The organism is Buttiauxella selenatireducens (genome assembly GCF_031432975.1).
Lineage (GTDB): Bacteria > Pseudomonadota > Gammaproteobacteria > Enterobacterales > Enterobacteriaceae > Buttiauxella > Buttiauxella selenatireducens.
Genome location: NZ_CP133838.1, coordinates 1,295,777 through 1,315,210, shown reverse-complemented (window position 1 = coordinate 1,315,210; position 19,434 = coordinate 1,295,777). Strand labels below are relative to the sequence as shown.

The window sequence follows — 19,434 nt, the reverse complement described above, 5'->3', positions numbered from 1 at the left end:
ATGTTATCCCCTTACACCTTCGCCAGTTTCACGGCGCATTTCTTATAATCCGTCTCTTTCGAAAGCGGATCGGTCGCATCCAGCGTCAAGTTATTCACCAGTTGAGCGGCGTCGAAGAATGGCATGTACACCAAACCCTGCGGCGGTTTGTTACGGCCACGTGTTTCGACAATCGAAATCACTTCACCACGGCGTGAAATCACTTTCACTTTGTCGCCACGACGCAAATCACGCGCCTTCGCATCAAGCGGATGAATAAACAAAACGGCTTCAGGGAAGGCACGATGAAGTTCTGGTACGCGACGCGTCATGCTGCCGGTATGCCAGTGTTCCAGTACACGTCCAGTGGATAACCACAGGTCGTATTCCTTGTCCGGGGATTCTGCCGCTGGCTCAAATGGCAAGGCGAAAATCACCGCTTTACCGTCTGGTTTGCCATAGAACTTGAAGCCTTCGCCCGCTTTCACGTAAGGGTCGTGGCCTTCGCTGTAGCGCCAGAGTGTTTCTTTACCGTCAACCACCGGCCAGCGTAAACCGCGCGCTTTGTGGTAGTCATCAAACGGCGCGAGATCGTGCCCGTGGCCACGCCCGAATGCGGCGTACTCTTCGAACAACCCTTTTTGCAGATAGAAACCCAGTTCGCGTGATTCGTCATTGAGCTGATCTTCCGCCAGTTCAGTGACCGGGAATTTGCTGACGTTTGCGTTGGCAAACAGCACGTCAAACAGCGTTTTGCCACGGTATTCCGGCTTCTGATCCAGTAATTCAGCCGGCCACACTTCTTCAACTTTGAAGCGCTTAGCGAATTGCACAAGCTGCCAGAGATCCGATTTTGCCTCACCCGGCGCTTTAACCTGCTGACGCCAGAACTGAGTACGACGTTCGGCGTTGCCGTAAGCGCCCTCTTTTTCTACCCACATAGCCGTTGGCAGGATCAGATCCGCGCTCAATGCACTGATCGTTGGGTAAGGATCGGAAACAATCACAAAGTTACGCGGATCGCGCCAGCCTGGCATACGTTCTTCGGTAATGTTTGGCCCGGCCTGCATGTTGTTGTTACACATCACCCAGTAGACGTTGAGCTTGCCATCTTTCAGCGCGCGGTCTTGAGCCACAGCATGCAAACCGACTTTCGCCGGAATGGTTCCCGCTGGAAGCTGCCACATATTTTCCGTGATTTGGCGGTGCTTCTCGTTGGTCACCACCATGTCGGCTGGCAGACGATGGGAGAAGGTGCCGACTTCGCGCGCCGTACCACATGCTGAAGGCTGGCCGGTTAAAGAAAACGGCCCGCAACCCGGCTGGGAGATTTTCCCCGTCAGCAAGTGGATGTTGTAAACCAGATTGTTAGCCCAGACGCCGCGTGAATGCTGGTTGAAGCCCATCGTCCAGTAAGAAATCACTTTTTTGTTCGGGTCGGCATACAACTGAGCAAGCGCTTCGAGTTGGTCTGTCGGCACGCCACTCATCTGAGCGGTTTTTTCCAGCGTGTATTCGGCAACGAACGCTTTGTAATCTTCAAAGCTCATCGGCTCTGAGGCATCAGAACCTGGGTTTTTGGCGGCTTTTTCCAGCGGATGCGTAGGGCGCAAGCCGTAACCGATATCAGTGACCCCTTTGCGCAGGTTCACATGCTGCTTAAAGAACGATTCGTTGATCGCATTGTTCTGAATGATGTAATTCGCGATGTAGTTAAGAATCGCCAGATCGCTTTGCGGTGTGAACACCATGCCGTTGTCGGCCAGCTCAAAACTACGATGCTCAAAAGTAGAAAGGACCGCGACGTTAACATTTTCATTCGACAGACGGCGGTTGGTGATACGCGACCACAAAACCGGATGCATCTCGGCCATGTTCGAGCCCCACAGCACGAATGCGTCGGCCTGTTCGATGTCGTCGTAGCAGCCCATAGGTTCATCCATCCCGAAGGTACGCATGAAACCCACCACCGCAGAAGCCATGCAATGGCGCGCGTTCGGGTCCAGGTTGTTCGAACGGAAACCGGCTTTGAATAATTTCGAAGCGGCGTAACCTTCCCAAACCGTCCACTGACCAGAACCAAACATCCCAACGGCTTCCGGCCCTTTTTCTTTCAGGCTGGTTTTGAATTTTTGTTCCATGATGTCGAAGGCCTGGTCCCAGCTAATGGGAGCGAACTCGCCTTCTTTATCAAACTGACCGTCTTTCATGCGCAACAACGGCTGGGTAAGCCTGTCTTTTCCGTACATGATTTTTGGCAGGAAGTAGCCTTTGATGCAGTTCAGGCCACGGTTCACTGGTGCATCTGGATCACCCTGGCTTGCCACCACGCGTCCATCTTGCGTGCCGACTAAGACGCCACAACCCGTGCCACAAAAGCGGCACGGGGCTTTATCCCATTTGATGGCATCTTGTTTACCGACAACAGCACGGGCAACGCCTGGTACGCTAAGACCAGCGGCGGCCGCCGCGGCTGCAATGGCGTTCGCTTTCATAAAGCTACGACGACTGAGTTTCATGGTGTTTCCTCACCTTGCTCATCCTGCTGGTGATAAACCAGCGACACCGCCAGCACACCCGCAATATTGCGTGCTGACTCAATTTGATTCAGCAGCACATCACTGCGCGCTGCTTCCATAACCACCACCAATTTGCCGTTCCCGGCATCGGTTAACGCAACTTCACTTCCCGGGAGCTCGCTCAATGCGTGGCTTACCGCGACAATATTGTGTGGATGGGCCTGAACCACCAGGCCGCAGACGTGCCAGTTAGCTTGCATTTGCGTGCCTCATAGTGATGGCTGAAACCGGGCAACCCGCGATACACGCGCCGCAAGCGCTGCAATCAGCATGATTGAGTAGAGGTTGTGCGATGCCCTGTAGCGAAGGGCGAAAGGCAATCGCCTGGGTTTCGCAACTGTCCTGACAGCTGCGGCATTCGATGTTGTTTTTAGCCAGGCAGTTATCGCCAATCGACAAGGTATGCTCCCAGGGGGAAACCTCGCGTTTCAGAAAGATTTTTTCTGGGCAGGCTTGCGCGCAGGCGTAGCAGAATGTGCATTCACCGTGGGTAAAGTTAACTTCGGGGTAGCCGCCCTGACCGCGTTTTAAAATATGGGTTTCGCAGGCCGACAGGCAGGCATCACAGCGCGTGCAATCCACAAGAAAATGGTTTTCGTCTCCGCTCCAGGGTGGGCGGAAAGCAGAACCGGAGCGTCGAAAGCTACCGGTTAGTAATCCACGACGGGAAAAATCAGCCATAAGGCACATCCTTGCATCACAAATACACGATTTCGCTGTAATGAAACCGGCAAACACTTCTGTGTTTTTTCATCATTTTTATTGAGCATTACGTTATGTGACAAAGGGGGAGTAGAGGCATCACCCTTTAGGGGTAAATACAGGGATGGGATCAATAAGGAATTCGGTTTGTAAAACAAACACTCACCCCGACGCCATGCCGGGGTGAATTTAGCCATTAATTCAGGCGCTGAGGAGGGACAGCCAGATACTCCATGATCCCCGCAGCAGCGTGGCGACCTTCCGCCATCGCGGTCACGACCAGGTCTGCGCCACGCACCGCATCACCACCGGCGAAGATTTTTGGGTTGGTGGTCTGATAGCGCAATTTATCTTCAACGCTCGCAACAATGCGCCCCCAGCTATCGAGTTTCACGTTTTGTTCTTCCAGCCACGGCATGCCATGCGGATGGAAGCCAAACGCCATAATCACCGCATCGGCTGGCATGACAAATTCGGAGCCTTCAATCGGTTCCGGGCGACGGCGGCCCTGCTCGTCAGGCTCACCCATTTGCGTGCGCAGCATACGGATCCCGACCACTCGGCCATTGTCATCCAGCTCAATGTTCAGCGGCTGCACGTTGAACTCAAACAATGCCCCTTCTTCTCTGGCATTTTTGACCTCTTTTTTGGAGCCTGGCATGTTGGTTTCGTCCCGACGATAGGCGCAAGTCACCTGCTGCGCTCCATGGCGTAAAGAGGTGCGGACACAATCCATTGCCGTATCGCCACCACCGAGGACCACCACCTTCTTACCTGCCATATTGATATACGGTTCTTCAGGCAATTCAGGTAACCCCATCACCTGTTTGGTGTTCGCAATCAGGAACGGCAGCGCGTCGTAAACCCCCGGCGCGTCTTCGTTTGGCAGCCCAGCTTTCATTGAGCGATACGTGCCAACGCCAACAAATACCGCATCAAACTCTGCCAGCACCTGTTGCAGGGAGATATCACGGCCCACTTCGGTGTTGAGTTTAAATTCAATCCCCATCGCGCTGAAAATCTCACGACGACGGCTCAATAACGATTTATCCAGTTTGAACGCCGGGATCCCAAACGTCAGCAGCCCACCAATTTCAGGATGGCGGTCAAACACCGTTGCCTGAACGCCGTTTCGCGCCAGAATATCCGCACAGGCAAGCCCGGCTGGCCCTGCGCCAATCACGGCTACACGACGGTTTGTCGGTTTGACGTATGAGAGATCAGGCGTCCAACCGCGGGCAAAAGCGTTGTCGGAAATATAGCGTTCAATATTCCCGATGGTGACAGCACCATATTCATCTTTCAGGGTGCAGGCACTTTCGCATAGACGATCTTGCGGGCAGACGCGCCCGGTCACTTCCGGCAAGCAGTTTGTCTGATGTGACAGTTCAACCGCCTCGAGAATGCGCCCTTCTTTGACCAGTTCAATCCACTGCGGAATGTGGTTGTGCAGCGGGCAAGTCCATTCACAAATACTGTGCTCGCCGCATTTCAGGCAGCGGTCAGCCTGGCTTTCCACCTGGGTTTTATCAAACGTACGATAGATTTCGTCAAAACCTGTTTTACGCAAATCCAGCTCAATTTTATCCGGCTCCTGCCGCGCTGGAGTTACCCGCATTTTGTTCACTTTCGATAATTCGCCACCCGCTGACAGCTGTTGCACACTTTGCTGCGCAGTGCTGTGCCACGGCTGAGATTCCATTGCCGCTGAGCGCAAACGTCGGTTCTTTGCCAATGTGGCAAGTGTCTCACTGCTGATTAATTTCAGTGCTTTGCTGGGACAATTTTCCACACATGCGGGGCCATTTTCGCGATGCTGACACAAATCGCATTTATGAGCATTGGCCTTAACCGAGCGCCCGTCATTGAGCGGAACCGTAATGACCTGCATGGCACCAAACGGACAGGCCACGACGCAGGATTTACAGCCAATACATTTCTGCTGGTTGACCTGCACACTGTCTCGGACACGTGAAATAGCGTCATTTGGGCAACTGCTGGCGCAGGGAGCAACTTCACAGTGCCGACAAGTGACGGCGTTACGTCGGCCATCATGCTTAATCACGGCGATGCGCGGCTGGAATTTTTGACGGGTCAGAACATGCTTTTCGTCATTGTGGGACATCACACAAGCCACTTCGCAGGCATGGCATCCAATACAAAGCTGTGCATTGGCAAGAACAAAACGATTCATCACTACCCCTTTGTCCGTTATTACAAACCGGAGGCTTATTTTTTATGGGGGTATGTTATTACCTGGCGATGTTTAAACTGGCAATGGTCATTTGCCCAATTTGTCCTGAAATCTGCTAATAACCTGGTACGGATCAATTTCCTTTCATTTTTAATGAAACATCGTTTTTCCCCGTTTTGTTATGCAGCAGTTATGCTTGTGATGTTACCGAGTTAATTCCTAACCATTGTTTTGGAAGATATGCCGAAATATAAGCAACAAGGATTTGTGACGTCGTCAGTTTCTGGTACGTTTCGCTCTCAATTATTTCGACGGGTAAATATGCAGTGATCGTAAAACGCTCGGTTTCCACGAGCCTGGCCCGCGCCTTTTTTTATATCGTTTTGTTATCGCTGCTTTCCACAGGCATTGCGATGCTCACCCTTGCGAGTAGTTTACGTGATGCCGAAGCGGTAAATGTCGCGGGCTCATTGCGTATGCAGAGCTATCGCCTGGGGTATGATTTGCAGGGCGATCGCACCCATGTTGACAAACATCTGGAGCAATATGACCAGACCCTGCGCTCACCTGCCCTGCTTAAAATCGAGAAATTCTGGGTGCCTGCAGAGGTCCGGGCTCGCTTTGCCGTGATTAATAGCGCCTGGGCCGAGATGGAACAGCATATACGCCAGGGCGATCTGCAATGGTATCGTGCCAACATCGCGGGTTATGTCGCGCAAATCGACCTGTTTGTACTGGCGCTTCAGCACTATGCCGAACGTAAAATGATGCAGGTTGTGATGGCCTCGGTAGTGGGTTTTATTGCCATTTTCACGCTGGTGTTTTTCACGCTACGCCGTTTCCGTCATCAGGTGGTGGCTCCTCTCAACAAATTGATGGTAGCCAGTGCCTCCATTGAGCGTGGCGAATTCGATTACCCACCATTGAATACGCAACTGCCAAACGAACTGGGATTGTTGTCGCAAACCTTCAACCGTATGTCTGGCGAGTTGCAAAAGCTCTATCGCTCACTTGAAGAGAGCGTGCAGGTAAAAACCCTGGATTTACAGGAGGCAAACCGCACGCTGGAAGTCCTGTACGCCTGCTCACAGGCGCTGACTGTCAGCACCATTGATCAACACTGTTTCGAACGTGTGTTACAGCAAGTGCGCCAGAAAACGCCGGTCAATTATCTCGAAATGAAAACCGGTGAAAACTGGAAGATACAAGACGGTGTTCAACATAATAACCAGACGTGGCAAACCTTGCCGATTGTGCTTGAGGATAAAGAGTTAGGTTTACTTCGCTGGCAAGCGCCACAAGGGGTTCCGCCGCTGCCGTTAATGCAGAGTCTGGCGAATATGCTGGGCCGCGGGCTGTATTTTAATCAGGCGCAAAAACACTATCAGCAGCTATTGTTGATGGAAGAACGTGCGACTATTGCCCGCGAGTTACATGATTCGCTGGCGCAAGTGCTCTCTTTCTTACGCATACAACTCACGTTACTAAAACGTGCAGTCCCGGCGGAGAACCAGCCCGCACAAGGCATTATTAATGACTTCTCCCAGGCGCTGAACGATGCTTACCGTCAATTGCGCGAGTTGTTGACCACCTTCCGCCTGACGCTCCAGCAAGCAGATTTACCTTCTGCATTGCAGGAGATGATCACCCCGCTACGTAAGCAAACGCAGGCCACTCTCACGCTGGATTGTCAGATTCCAACTCAGGCCTTAGATGCGTCGCAGCAGGTGCACTTACTCCAGATCATTCGCGAAGGTGTGTTAAACGCGATTAAACATGCACACGCCAATAAAATATCCGTAAGCTGTAGCACGTCCCAGTCAGGGGTTCATACTGTGAGTATTCTTGATGATGGCAGAGGGATTGCCAGCCTGACGGAACCCGAAGGGCATTACGGATTAAATATCATGCAAGAGCGCGCCGCCCGATTAGGTGGTGAGCTGACTATTTCCCGCCCGCAACCTGGTGGGACTTTAATTACGTTGAATTTTCGTTCGCCACCGTCAGAACAAGCGGCAAACGTAACTCCCGTAAATTTATAACGATAATAATGTGAAATGTATTGGGGTATGTGATGAGTGAGAAAACTGTCTGTCAGGTATTGATCGTCGATGATCATCCGTTAATGCGCCGTGGCATTCGCCAACTGCTGGAAATGGATGAAAGTTTTAGCGTGGTAGGTGAAGCCAGTAGCGGCGCAGAAGCCGTAAGTCTGGCAAATCGCCTGGCACCTGACCTTATTTTGCTCGACCTGAATATGAAAGGTTTGAGTGGGCTGGATACGCTGAACGCCATGCGTCGTGATGGTGTAAGCGGGCGTATCGTGGTGCTGACGGTGTCTGATTCGCGGAGTGATATTTTCACTCTGATTGATGCAGGCGCCGACGGATATTTGCTTAAAGATAGCGATCCTGACGTACTGCTCGAAGATATTCGTCGTGGAGCAACACAGGGCGAAGCCTATAGCGAGCAAGTCGCGGAATATTTACGCACCCGCAGTACCGACAAACACAGCGACGACCCGTTCGCGGTGTTAACCGAGCGCGAATTAGACGTGCTGCAAGAGGTCGCCCGTGGGTTATCGAATAAACAAATTGCCTCTGGCCTGCATATTTCTGAAGAGACCGTGAAAGTGCATATTCGCAATTTGCTGCGTAAACTTCAGGTTCGTTCCAGAGTCGCTGCAACTGTGTTATATCTTGAAAGTCGGGGCTTTTAAATTCATCAGCATCTGACCGTTCCCACTACAGAGCGCGAAGATTTTTTACAATATCTCCTCAATTTCTCCACGTTTGGACCTGCGGTAAAGGCTACAGTGACGACTGATACTCATAATCACAATCTGAAGTACTAACGAGGTCCTGACTGAATGGCGAATTTCTTTATCAATCGCCCCATTTTTGCCTGGGTGTTGGCCATTATTTTGTGCCTCACTGGTTTGCTCGCCATTTTTTCTCTTCCCGTCGAGCAGTATCCCGATCTCGCACCGCCAAACGTGCGTATCACGGCGAACTATCCTGGTGCATCGGCACAAACTCTGGAAAACACGGTTACGCAGGTCATTGAGCAGAATATGACCGGGCTGGACAACATGATGTATATGTCCTCCCAGAGTAGCAGTGCAGGCCAGGCCACCATCACGCTCAGTTTTAAAGCGGGCACTGACCCCGATTCAGCCGTTCAGCAGGTGCAAAACCAGTTGCAGTCTGCATTGCGTAAATTGCCACAGGCTGTGCAGACCCAGGGTGTAACCGTCAGGAAAACCGGCGATACCAATATCTTGATGGTCGCCTTCGTGTCCACCGATGGCAGCATGGATAAACAAGATATCTCGGATTATGTCGCCAGTAATATTCAGGACCCGATCAGTCGTCTTAACGGCGTCGGTGACGTGGATGCTTACGGCTCGCAATATTCAATGCGTATCTGGCTAAACCCGACCAAACTCACCAGTTACCAGATGACCACGGAAGATGTGGTCGATGCGATTAAATCGCAAAATGCGCAAATTGCCGTGGGGCAACTTGGCGGCACACCTTCGGTTGACATGCAGGCGCTCAACGCGACGATTAACTCCCAGTCGTTACTGCAAACTCCGCAACAATTTAAAGATATTACGCTGCGCGTTAATCAGGATGGCTCGCTTGTGTCACTCGGCGATGTTGCTGACGTCGAACTCGGTGCGGAGAAATATGATTTCCTGAGCCGCTTTAATGGCCAACCTGCATCCGGACTGGGGATTAAGCTTGCGTCCGGCGCAAACGAGATGGAAACCGATAAACTCGCCCGCGCCAAAATTGAAGAACTGTCGGAATTTTTCCCTCACGGTCTGGAAGCGAAAATCGCGTATGAAACCACGCCGTTTGTGAAAGCCTCGATTAAAGATGTGGTGCAAACACTGCTGGAAGCCATTCTGTTGGTGTTCCTCGTGATGTATCTGTTCTTACAGAATTTCAGAGCGACATTAATTCCAACTATCGCCGTACCGGTGGTGTTGTTAGGCACCTTCTCGGTGCTCTACGCGTTTGGTTACAGCATCAACACGCTAACGATGTTTGCCATGGTTTTGGCCATCGGCCTGTTGGTGGATGATGCCATCGTGGTGGTGGAAAACGTCGAGCGCATCATGAGCGAGGAAGGGCTATCGCCCAAAGAAGCGACGCGAAAATCGATGGGGCAAATTCAGGGGGCGCTGGTCGGGATTGCGATGGTGCTCTCTGCGGTCTTCGTGCCCATGGCTTTCTTTGGCGGTACAACCGGCGCCATTTACCGCCAGTTCTCGATAACTATCGTTTCCGCCATGGTGTTGTCGGTTTTGGTCGCGATGATCCTGACCCCCGCCCTATGCGCCACACTACTCAAGCCTTTGCATAAAGGTGAACACCACGGTCAGAAAGGTTTCTTCGGTTGGTTCAACCGCATGTTTAATCGCAATGCGGAACGCTATGAGACTCGAGTTGGAAAAATTCTGGCGCACAGTCTGCGTTGGATTCTGATTTACGTGCTGCTGATTGGCGGCATGGTTTTCCTGTTCCTGCGCTTACCCACCTCCTTCCTGCCGTTAGAAGATCAGGGTGTATTTACCACATCCATACAGTTACCGAGTGGTTCTACGCAGCAACAAACCACCAAAGTGGTTGAGAAGATCGAGCAATATTATCTGACGAAAGAGAAAGATAACGTACTCTCGGTGTTCTCAACTATTGGTGCCGGGCCTGGCGGAAACGGGCAAAACGTCGCTCGTATGTTCGTGCGTCTGAAAGACTGGGATTTGCGTGACCCGAAAACGGCCAGTTCATTTGCGATTATCGAACGGGCGACTAAAGCCTTCCGTGACATCAAAGAAGCCCGCATTATCGCCAGCAGCCCACCTGCCATCAGCGGTTTAGGTAACGCTGCAGGCTTTGATATGGAATTACAAGATCACGCAGGTGCTGGTCACAATGCGCTCATGCAGGCTCGCGATCGGCTGCTCGAAATGGCAGGCAACGATAAATTGTTGACCCGCGTTCGCCATAACGGTCTGGATGACAGCCCACAAATGCAGATCGATATCGATCAGCGTAAAGCCCAGGCGTTGGGTGTAACCATTGACGATATCAATAACACGTTGCAAACGGCCTGGGGCTCAAGTTACGTGAACGACTTTATGGATCGCGGACGCGTCAAAAAAGTTTATGTCCAGGCGGGAGCGGAATATCGCATGCTGCCGGATGACATTAACCAGTGGTATGTGCGCAATAAAGACGGCGGTATGGTGCCCTTCTCAGCATTTGCCAGTTCACATTGGGAAACCGGCTCGCCACGTCTTGAACGCTATAACGGTTATTCGTCACTGGAAATCGTGGGTGAAGCAGCCCCGGGCGTCAGTACTGGCACCGCAATGCAAATCATGGAAACGCTGGTGGAGAAGCTCCCGTCTGGTTTTGGCCTTGAGTGGACGGGAATGTCTTATCAGGAGCGGATTTCTGGGACCCAGGCGCCAGCACTCTACGCTATCTCGTTATTAGTCGTGTTCTTGTGTCTGGCGGCCCTGTATGAAAGCTGGTCTGTGCCGTTCTCGGTGATGTTAGTGGTGCCGCTTGGGGTGATTGGAGCGCTATTAGCCACGTGGATGCGAGGCCTTGAAAACGATGTTTATTTCCAGGTGGGGCTGTTGACGGTTATTGGGCTTTCGGCCAAAAACGCCATTCTGATTGTTGAGTTTGCCAACGATATGAATGCTCAGGGCCGCGAACTGGTTGCTGCAACGCTTGATGCCTGCCGCCAGCGATTACGCCCGATACTCATGACGTCACTGGCATTTATCTTTGGCGTGTTACCGATGGCCACCAGCAGCGGCGCAGGCTCCGGTAGCCAGCATGCGGTGGGAACAGGGGTAATGGGCGGAATGATTTCAGCCACGGTGCTGGCAATATTCTTCGTGCCATTGTTCTTCGTGCTGGTGCGACGACGTTTCCCGCTTAAAGAACATGCTGAAAAATAAGCAACAAAAAAGCGACCTGACTGGGTCGCTTTTTGTATGGCTCAAAGAGTATTGAGAATAAGAACATCATGTTCTTGCTGTTTATTTCATTTACGAAGCATATCTTCGATGAAATCTTTCCAGTTTCCTACTTCGTGTTCGATCATAACCGCCTCTCTTATAATTGCTTTATTATACGTAATCCCTTCCCTGGAGTGAAGCGACCAAATTTTATCGATTCACTGGCTTTCAACTAATATTGAGAGTCGACTGCGTATTGCATGAATTATCAGCTCAGCAGGTAATTTAAAATGTGACGACGCACGTGAAACAATATGAATCGCCTCTTTTCGGATTTTACTCTGTAAGCCACGAAAAATCTGACTTGTCGCAGCAATCAAGAGTTCAGAAATGGTGTAACTTCTCTTGGCTATAAAGCAATCACCCTGGAAAAAAACGCTATTACCTAACTTTCAGACTAGCAATTAGGCTATATTTTTCCTTGCGACTTTTTTATCATTTTAATTATTCTAAATATCTGCATAAGTAATCACATTTAAAAAAAGGATTGACTCCGTGATAATTCTCTACGGTATTAAAAATTGCGACACCATCAAGAAAGCACGCCGTTGGCTTGAAGCTCAAGGTGTGGATTATCAATTTCATGATTATCGCGTCGACGGTCTGGATGCCGAATTATTGAATAGTTTTATCGTAGCGTTAGGTTGGGAAGCACTGCTTAATACCCGTGGAACAACATGGCGTAAACTCGACGAGGCCCATCGTGCGAGCATTACTGACGCGCAGACTGCGGCGGAGCTGATGCTTTCAATGCCTGCAATCATCAAACGCCCATTGCTCTACGCGCCCGGTCAGCCTATGCTGCTGGGTTTCAATGAATCGAACTATAAGATGTTTATCAACGAGGTATAGTCCTATGTCTTGCCCGGTTATTGAGCTGACGCAACAGCTTATCCGCCGCCCTTCCCTGAGCCCAGACGACGCGGGTTGCCAGGCGCTGATGATTGAGCGACTGCGTGCCATTGGTTTTACTATTGAGCACATGGATTTTGGCGACACACAAAATTTCTGGGCATGGAGAGGAAAAGGCGAAACGCTGGCGTTTGCTGGCCATACCGACGTCGTGCCTTCAGGCGATGCCGACCGCTGGATTAACCCACCGTTTGAACCCACTATCCGCGATGGCATGCTGTTTGGCCGTGGTGCCGCTGATATGAAAGGTTCTCTGGCAGCCATGGTGGTTGCGGCAGAACGTTTTGTTGCACAGAACCCGCGTCACAAAGGCCGCCTCGCGTTTCTCATCACTTCTGATGAAGAAGCCAGTGCCAAAAATGGCACGGTGAAAGTGGTCGAAACGTTGATGGCGCGTAATGAACGCCTTGATTATTGCCTGGTCGGCGAGCCGTCCAGTACTGAAGTGGTCGGCGACGTGGTGAAAAATGGTCGCCGTGGTTCGTTGACCTGCAATCTCACCGTGCACGGTGTGCAGGGCCACGTTGCCTATCCGCATCTGGCCGATAACCCAGTGCACCGCGCAGCTCCGATGCTGAACGAGCTGGTATCTATTGAGTGGGACAAAGGGAACGAGTTTTTCCCTGCGACCAGTATGCAGATTGCAAACGTTCAGGCAGGAACGGGCAGCAACAATGTCATTCCTGGCGATTTATATGTGCAATTTAACTTCCGTTTCAGCACCGAACTGACTGACAACGATATTAAACAGCGCGTGATAGCTCTGCTCGATAAGCATCAACTGCGCTATACACTCGACTGGTGGCTGTCGGGCCAACCGTTCCTGACCTCACGCGGAAAGCTGGTCGATGCGGTGGTGAATGCCGTTGAGCACTATAATGAAATTAGACCGCAACTGTTGACCACGGGTGGCACGTCCGATGGGCGCTTTATCGCTCGTATGGGGGCGCAAGTCGTGGAACTGGGGCCAGTGAACGCGACCATTCATAAAATTAATGAGTGTGTTAACGCCGCAGACCTGCAACTTCTTGCACGTATGTATCAACGCATTATGGAGCAGCTTGTCGCCTGACAGCTGCGATAACTAAGAGGTTAAGCATATGGAATGGCTATCACACTACTGGTGGATTATTGTACTGGTACTGCTGCTGGGTATTTTCCTGAATGTTATTAAGGATTTGAAACGCATCGATCCGAAAAAATATATGGCGAACAAACCCGATCTTCCCCCACATCGTGATTTCAACCATAAGTGGGATGACGAAGACGATTTCCCGAAGAAAAAGCCATAATTATGCAAAAAGCCACTCCCGAGAGTGGCTTTTTTAATGCGCCATTTTATGTCTCACATAAATTCGACGATACCCTTGTCGTTGGGTTTGCCGCCGCTTAGTGCTTCATCGAAATAGTGCTTTGGCACGGTGTAGCGCAGATGATCCAACGCAATCTTGATGCTGCGGTCATCGATGGCATGGCCTAAATCGTCAATCACATCCAGCGTCACATCCCCACCGAGTTGCGTTAACGTTTCCGAAGCATCAAAGGCGTGCTTCACGTCAATCACCCCGTCAACATCACCATGAATCAAATGGATAGTGGTTGACGTTGATGCGCTTTCTGGAAGCTTTGCGTAGCGACCATTAAAGGCAATCACGCGCGAGGCTAACTGCGGCTCAGCTTTCACACCTTCAAGCGCCATAATCGCCCCTTGCGAGAAGCCAATCAGTGCAGTGGCATTAGCCGCGACACCGCTGTGTTTCTGCCAGTAACGCACCACGTCGATAAACGTTGGCATGATGGCATCGACTCGCTGCTGCCGATTATCTTCCGTCACCCCAGCAACAGAAAACCACTCCCGACCTTGATACGGGCCGCTGGGTGCCGGGCCACCGATGCTGACCACCAGTGCATCAGGAAAATGTGGCGCAAACCAGCTACCAATTTCACCCATTGCGACGGGGTTATCGCCAACACCATGAAAGAACAGCAAGAGTTGTTTTGCCGGTGTGGCGGGACTCTGAACAACAAAGTGGTCGTGTTTCATGGTTTTCTCCTTACGTTTCTGGCGTTAACTATACGCTGACACCCCATGATGACCATGCCATTTGACTGAACGACTTAGTGGAAAAATTGCAATTGCATAATCGCGCTTTTCAGCGCAATGCACTGCTGCTCATCGCATTTTTCCAGTGCCTTCTGGGCTTCCTGGCGCATGACGTTCAGAAGCGCTTTACGCCCGGAAATGTGCCACTGTTGGCAAACTGTTTCTACACTCAGGTGCTGTTGCACGCGCCCGCGCAGTGCATTCAGCGGCAGATCGCTGGTGAGTAGTAAGCGATTCAGGGAACCTAAACAGGCTTCCAGCGGGCGATGCCCAAATGCAAAACCTGCCAGCTCCAGCCAGTCATCACTGTTTAGCTTAGCGTCTTCACAGCCTAAAACAGGCAATGGTTGGTCAATCCATGGTTGTAGCCAGACAATATCGCGCTGCAATCGAGATTGTTCATGAAGAGTGAGCGCTTCCCCAGGCGGTGTGAGCGGCAGTAACGCCATCGCGGTATAGCACCCGCTACTGGCCTCACGATGGCTACCCACGCGTACCAGTACGAAGCCACAACTTTCCCAAAAACGCCAAAGTTCGTCGGTAAAACCAAAACTTACTGAAAGGTAATCAGCCGTCTGCTGTGCATGAGTTTTCACTCTGGCAATGATTTGCTGGCCGATTTGCTGACGCTGGCGCAACGGATGCACCGCAATGCGGCTGACGCGTAAACCTTTAAGCGTTGCGGCTAAGGGACTGCCACCATGTGCCGCCAGCGATTGTGCTACTAAATTACCGCGCGGACGGCGGAATCCTGCCCACACCGCGCGGCTCAGATTTTCACTCAGCCCGCCCTCTTCCACCAACCAGCTGGCACCTATCGTTTCTGCCCCGCAGTTAGCGGCAATGAAATGCTGACCTGGGGCATCCAGCATCCGACGCCAGTCCAACGGTGAAGTACGGTAGTGCGCACCTGACAGCAAGCGATACATTTGCTGTAGCTGAGGCGAAGGTTGTGCTTCGTGAGTGCGTTCAATGACCTGAAGAGTAATCGCGCCTTGCGCTACGGCTGTGATATCTGGTTCATCAAACAGCAAAACAGTGTCGATTAACTTTTCCAGAGGATCATTGATCGCCCAACGGATTGGCGTAGACAGGGTATAGCGCGTCAATGTGTTGAGACTTGCACAGAACTTGAGGATAAACCCCCTTCCGGTTCCTTCGTAGCCCTGAACCGTGGTGGTCAGCAACACACGAGGGAAATGGGAGATTAATCTGCGCAACTGAGGCGCCGGAATAGCAGCCGCTTCATCAATGATTAGCCAGTCAGCCCGATATGCCTCAGGGTTGGTAAGCAGCGCATCGGGAGCGACGAAATTGAAATAATCTCCGGCATGATCTGCGAGCACATCCGTTGCCGCTTTGGCGGGTGCAGTCACCAGTCCCGTACCCGCGATCCGGCACAGTAGCATACCCGCCAGGGCAGATTTCCCTCGCCCTCTTGGCGCAGTAACTGCCGCAACCCCTTCTGGCATTGAGAGAAGGGCATCAAGAATAGCAGCCTGTTCATCGAAAGGTGCGCCGCTAGCCATATGCCACTGCATGCGCTGGGGAAAATCAGGGAGTTGCAGCGGCTGATGCTGTTGCCAGAGCACACACTCGCTATCAGCGCGGATGCAGTGTTGCAGGTGAGTGATAAAGTGAGGTGTGGGAATAGCTTCAGACTGCTCGCTCCAGCGACCCGAGTCGGAATCGGGCTGTTGCGGCCAGGTGTCCCATGCAGGCGCAAGCAGCACTAGCCAGCTTCCGGCTTTGAGTGTACCGGCCAGAGCCGCCAGCGCTTCGGCATCCAGCCCGTTTCTTGCGTCAAATACGGCATGCTGAAACTCACGCCCCAGCAAAGTACGCATCGCTGAGGTTGCACAGTGAAGCGGCAATTCGGGTGCGGCACCCACCCAAAGCCAGTCGCCGGGCAATAGCCGGGCGAGAGACTGAACCTGCTGGCTGCACCAGGCGCTCTCACCGGCCAGTATCATCATGCGGCGAATACCCGCATCAGCCATACTGGCGGTGGCTTGCCTAAGCTGTTCCATGGCGTTAATCCTTGTCACATCTCGTTATTTGACAGTGTTACCAAAGGTATTGCACTGAGCAGGGTCACCGCTATCAAAACCACGTTTGAACCAGGTGTAACGCTGTTCGGAAGTCCCGTGGGTAAAGCTGTCAGGAACCACACGTCCTTGCCCTTGTTGTTGCAGACGATCGTCGCCAATCGCTTCAGCAGCATTCAGCGCTTCTTGTAAATCTCCGACATCCAGCACCTCTTGTTTCTGCATGCTGTTGCCCCAGACGCCCGCAAAGCAGTCTGCCTGTAATTCCATTTTTACCGATAGACGATTTCCTTCAGCCTGGCTTGCACCTTGCTGGAGTTGACGGACTTTCGGCTCGATCCCCAATAACTTCTGCACGTGATGTCCCACTTCATGAGCGATGACATATCCCTGAGCGAAATCACCCTCTGCGCCCAGTTTGCTTTTCATTTCATCGTAGAAAGAGAGATCGATATACACCGTGCTGTCAGCCGGGCAGTAGAACGGCCCCATTACAGACTGACCGGTGCCGCACCCTGTTCGTGTCGCCCCACGATACATCACCAGTTTTGGCTGCTGATATGTCCGGCCCATCTTCTGGAAAATCTGCCCCCAGGTATCTTCTGTTGTTGCCAGAATCACCGAGGTAAATTTAGCGGCTTCATCATCATTCGGGCTAATGGATCGCTGAGTGGATTGCTGGTGAACGGGTGGCTCGCCGGTCAGCATTGAAGTCAGATCGACGCCGTAATAACCCGCTACGACGACGACAATTAGAATGATGATCCCGCCTTTACCGCCAGGTAAACGGAACCCACCACCGCCTCCACCTAAGCCAGGACCTGAAGAGTTACTTCTTCTGTCTTCTACATTGTCGCTTTCGCGACGACCTTGCCAGCGCATAATCAACCTCAAAATTCACAACTTGTAATAGGTAGATCGTAGGTGGTTAATTGCAGGATTACCATAAGAAACAAGACGTGAAAAAGCCGAATGTGTAAACACATCCGGCTTTAAAAAGAATTGCGCGGGAATTTAGTCTAATTTAACACCAAGACGATGGGCAACTTCTTCATAGGCTTCAATGAGTCCTCCCAGGCTTTGGCGGAAACGGTCTTTGTCCATCTTGTTGAGCGTTGCTTTGTCCCACAGGCGGCTACCGTCAGGGGAAAACTCATCACCCAGTACAACTTCGCCCTTGAACAAACCGAACTCCAGCTTGAAATCGACAAGGATCAGACCCGCGTCATCAAACAGCTTGCTCAGCACATCGTTAGCTTTGTAGCTCAGCTCACGCATACGAGCCAGATTCTCTTTGCTCACCCAGCCAAAAGTTTCACAATAAGATTCATTGACCATCGGGTCATGCATCTCATCATTTTTCAGGAACAAATCAAACAGCGGTGGATTCAGTTCAATGCCTTCTTCGATGCCAAGGCGTTTAACCAACGAACCCGCCGCACGGTTGCGGATAACACACTCAACCGGCACCATATCGAGTTTCTTCACCAGCACTTCGTTGTCGGAGAGCAGTGCTTCCATTTGAGTAGGAATGCCAGCTTCTTCCAGTTTGGCCATAATGAAATGGTTAAACTTATTGTTCACCATGCCTTTGCGGTCGAACTGTTCGATGCGTGCACCGTCCCCTGCTGACGTATCATTGCGGAATTCGAGCACCAACAGATCCGGGTTTTCCGTGCTGTATACGGTCTTCGCTTTGCCACGATACAACTCAGCTTGCTTTTGCATCTTTCTTACTCCAGGTGTGATTTAACTAAAAATTCCGCTATTTGTGGCTACGCACACGTTTGCGTAGCCTATCAGAAAAAAGGCCAGATTGCTCTGGCCTCTAAAACTTACTTGCTGAAAGCCGACTGGAATGCAGCGACCAGGGCGTCGTTCTGGGACTGCGTCAGCGTGTGACCTTTTGGATCGATGAACTGCAGACTGCTGCGGTTATCGAGGTCGCCCACTTGCAGTTTATAGTCGCCACTGGACAGACCCGGGTCTTTCGCCCCTAACGCTTGCCATTCGCTATCAGACAATGGTTTGTAGGTCACAGCCATGCTACCGGTTGAACGCGTGGAGTCAGTGACTTTCATACCGACTTTCTCAAGCGTTGCAGGTAAACGGCCCCAGACAACGTTGTACGGACCACGCACCACCAGCATTGGTAAGCCAGTGTCGTCAGCGGCACTTTGAACATCAAGTTGTGTCGCTGCGCGGCTGTCTTTCGCGTTCTGTTGGTCGGTCTGAGTTTTATCCAGACCTGCACTGATGCTGTTCAGCATTTCTGCGCTATAACGCTGTAAGGAGGCAGCGTCAGAAACCGGCTTACCAGCCTGTTCCAGATTCAGCAGTTTAACCACCACGGCTTGTTGATAGCCCTGCGGTTTCACACTGACTTGATAGCGCCCACGGTACTGTTGATCTTCATCAGCACGGTTCCATTCTACCCACTCAGTGGACAGAGTCTGGCTCGCGTCATCACGTTTATCAATGCCGTAGTTTTTTGCCTGAAGAACACTGACAACTTGTGGCCACAGCGTAGAACTACGCGAATTTTCGACCATCAGTGTGGCGGTATCCCCAGTAAACTGAGTACGCGCACCACTGACCAATGCCAGAGGTTGAGCAGGCGGACGGATATCCAGCTCTTTGCCTACTGCGCCGCTGCCGTTGGTGACCGGAACATTATATTGACCATTCTGCACCGGCAGGATCATCCCCGCTGGTGAGTGGATTTCCGCGAGGGGTGCTGCATCCAGATAGGATTCGTCACCGCTAACCTGGCGCTTGTAACGCTGGTCAGTGCTGCATGCTGCCAACAGCATGGCGAGCGTCACCACTGCAACTTTCGCCACCATCGACTTCTGTACTGAGTAAGCCAT

Annotated in this window: 16 protein-coding genes; 6 read left to right on the top strand and 10 right to left on the bottom strand. The window is 51.7% G+C overall.

Going from position 1 to position 19,434, the window contains the following annotated elements; translation table 11 throughout:
* Positions 1–11 precede the first annotated feature (11 nt).
* From napA to aegA, 4 genes are all read right to left on the bottom strand, one after another.
* Entirely contained in the window at positions 12–2,498 is a 2,487-nt protein-coding gene (gene napA / locus RHD99_RS06070) for a nitrate reductase catalytic subunit NapA (protein ID WP_309877936.1), read from the bottom strand.
* On the bottom strand, positions 2,495–2,758 hold the full coding sequence (gene napD / locus RHD99_RS06065; protein ID WP_309877935.1) for a chaperone NapD: 264 nt from the start codon (positions 2,756–2,758) through the stop codon (positions 2,495–2,497). The genes napA and napD overlap by 4 nt, the downstream gene beginning before the upstream one ends.
* Positions 2,748–3,239 (bottom strand): ferredoxin-type protein NapF, encoded by a 492-nt coding sequence (gene napF, locus RHD99_RS06060; protein WP_183270150.1) that lies wholly within the window; start codon positions 3,237–3,239, stop codon positions 2,748–2,750. Before napF ends, napD begins: the two co-directional genes overlap by 11 nt.
* A 217-nt stretch (positions 3,240–3,456) precedes the next feature.
* Positions 3,457–5,454 carry a formate-dependent uric acid utilization protein AegA gene (gene aegA / locus RHD99_RS06055; RefSeq protein ID WP_309877934.1) on the bottom strand — a complete coding sequence of 666 codons (1,998 nt, stop codon included), beginning with the start codon at positions 5,452–5,454 and terminating at the stop codon, positions 3,457–3,459.
* Between the two features lie 326 nt (positions 5,455–5,780).
* Between aegA and narQ the strand changes: the two genes are divergently transcribed.
* From narQ to acrD, 3 genes are all read left to right on the top strand, one after another.
* Positions 5,781–7,496, top strand: coding sequence for a nitrate/nitrite two-component system sensor histidine kinase NarQ (gene narQ / locus RHD99_RS06050; RefSeq protein WP_309877932.1), 1,716 nt, complete (start codon positions 5,781–5,783; stop codon positions 7,494–7,496).
* Between the two features lie 32 nt (positions 7,497–7,528).
* Positions 7,529–8,173, top strand: coding sequence for a nitrate/nitrite response regulator protein NarP (gene narP, locus RHD99_RS06045; RefSeq protein ID WP_309877931.1), 645 nt, complete (start codon positions 7,529–7,531; stop codon positions 8,171–8,173).
* Positions 8,174–8,323: 150 nt separating this feature from the next.
* The gene (acrD, locus tag RHD99_RS06040) at positions 8,324–11,440 is read left to right on the top strand and encodes a multidrug efflux RND transporter permease AcrD (RefSeq protein WP_309877930.1); all 3,117 of its coding nucleotides are present in this window, start codon (positions 8,324–8,326) and stop codon (positions 11,438–11,440) included.
* 86 nt (positions 11,441–11,526) lie between these two features.
* On the opposite strand, the gene ypfM is transcribed toward acrD, so the two are convergent.
* The gene (ypfM, locus tag RHD99_RS06035; RefSeq protein WP_154159664.1) at positions 11,527–11,586 is read right to left on the bottom strand and encodes a protein YpfM; all 60 of its coding nucleotides are present in this window, start codon (positions 11,584–11,586) and stop codon (positions 11,527–11,529) included.
* 409 nt (positions 11,587–11,995) lie between these two features.
* Between ypfM and RHD99_RS06030 the strand changes: the two genes are divergently transcribed.
* From RHD99_RS06030 to RHD99_RS06020, 3 genes are read left to right on the top strand one after another with little or no spacing between them, the layout of a single operon-like run.
* The gene (locus tag RHD99_RS06030) at positions 11,996–12,352 is read left to right on the top strand and encodes an ArsC family reductase (RefSeq protein WP_309877929.1); all 357 of its coding nucleotides are present in this window, start codon (positions 11,996–11,998) and stop codon (positions 12,350–12,352) included.
* Between the two features lie 4 nt (positions 12,353–12,356).
* Positions 12,357–13,484 carry a succinyl-diaminopimelate desuccinylase gene (gene dapE, locus RHD99_RS06025; RefSeq protein ID WP_309877928.1) on the top strand — a complete coding sequence of 376 codons (1,128 nt, stop codon included), beginning with the start codon at positions 12,357–12,359 and terminating at the stop codon, positions 13,482–13,484.
* Positions 13,485–13,512: 28 nt separating this feature from the next.
* Positions 13,513–13,704, top strand: coding sequence for a YpfN family protein (locus RHD99_RS06020; protein WP_183270157.1), 192 nt, complete (start codon positions 13,513–13,515; stop codon positions 13,702–13,704).
* A gap of 53 nt (positions 13,705–13,757) precedes the next feature.
* Here the strand turns inward: RHD99_RS06020 and ypfH are convergent, their stop codons facing one another.
* The 5 genes from ypfH to bamC form a co-directional block, all read right to left on the bottom strand.
* Positions 13,758–14,456, bottom strand: a complete 699-nt coding sequence (gene ypfH / locus RHD99_RS06015; RefSeq protein WP_183270158.1) for an esterase — start codon at positions 14,454–14,456, stop codon at positions 13,758–13,760.
* 74 nt (positions 14,457–14,530) lie between these two features.
* Positions 14,531–16,555, bottom strand: coding sequence for a tRNA(Met) cytidine acetyltransferase TmcA (locus RHD99_RS06010; RefSeq protein ID WP_374708475.1), 2,025 nt, complete (start codon positions 16,553–16,555; stop codon positions 14,531–14,533).
* 15 nt (positions 16,556–16,570) lie between these two features.
* Positions 16,571–17,446, bottom strand: a complete 876-nt coding sequence (gene ypfJ / locus RHD99_RS06005; protein WP_270143757.1) for a KPN_02809 family neutral zinc metallopeptidase — start codon at positions 17,444–17,446, stop codon at positions 16,571–16,573.
* Positions 17,447–17,578: 132 nt separating this feature from the next.
* Positions 17,579–18,292, bottom strand: coding sequence for a phosphoribosylaminoimidazolesuccinocarboxamide synthase (purC, locus tag RHD99_RS06000; protein ID WP_183270161.1), 714 nt, complete (start codon positions 18,290–18,292; stop codon positions 17,579–17,581).
* Between the two features lie 107 nt (positions 18,293–18,399).
* Positions 18,400–19,434, bottom strand: a complete 1,035-nt coding sequence (gene bamC / locus RHD99_RS05995; RefSeq protein WP_309877925.1) for an outer membrane protein assembly factor BamC — start codon at positions 19,432–19,434, stop codon at positions 18,400–18,402.

Excerpts from the sequence above, each read along its gene's own strand:
- napA (WP_309877936.1), bottom strand. The coding sequence starts at position 2,498 with ATGAAACTCAGTCGTCGTAGCTTTATGAAAGCGAACGCCATTGCAGCC.
- napD (WP_309877935.1), bottom strand. The coding sequence starts at position 2,758 with ATGCAAGCTAACTGGCACGTCTGCGGCCTGGTGGTTCAGGCCCATCCA.
- napF (WP_183270150.1), bottom strand. The coding sequence starts at position 3,239 with ATGGCTGATTTTTCCCGTCGTGGATTACTAACCGGTAGCTTTCGACGC.
- aegA (WP_309877934.1), bottom strand. The coding sequence starts at position 5,454 with ATGAATCGTTTTGTTCTTGCCAATGCACAGCTTTGTATTGGATGCCAT.
- narP (WP_309877931.1), top strand. The coding sequence starts at position 7,529 with ATGAGTGAGAAAACTGTCTGTCAGGTATTGATCGTCGATGATCATCCG.
- acrD (WP_309877930.1), top strand. The coding sequence starts at position 8,324 with ATGGCGAATTTCTTTATCAATCGCCCCATTTTTGCCTGGGTGTTGGCC.
- dapE (WP_309877928.1), top strand. The coding sequence starts at position 12,357 with ATGTCTTGCCCGGTTATTGAGCTGACGCAACAGCTTATCCGCCGCCCT.
- RHD99_RS06020 (WP_183270157.1), top strand. The coding sequence starts at position 13,513 with ATGGAATGGCTATCACACTACTGGTGGATTATTGTACTGGTACTGCTG.
- ypfH (WP_183270158.1), bottom strand. The coding sequence starts at position 14,456 with ATGAAACACGACCACTTTGTTGTTCAGAGTCCCGCCACACCGGCAAAA.
- ypfJ (WP_270143757.1), bottom strand. The coding sequence starts at position 17,446 with ATGCGCTGGCAAGGTCGTCGCGAAAGCGACAATGTAGAAGACAGAAGA.
- purC (WP_183270161.1), bottom strand. The coding sequence starts at position 18,292 with ATGCAAAAGCAAGCTGAGTTGTATCGTGGCAAAGCGAAGACCGTATAC.
- bamC (WP_309877925.1), bottom strand. The coding sequence starts at position 19,434 with ATGGCTTACTCAGTACAGAAGTCGATGGTGGCGAAAGTTGCAGTGGTG.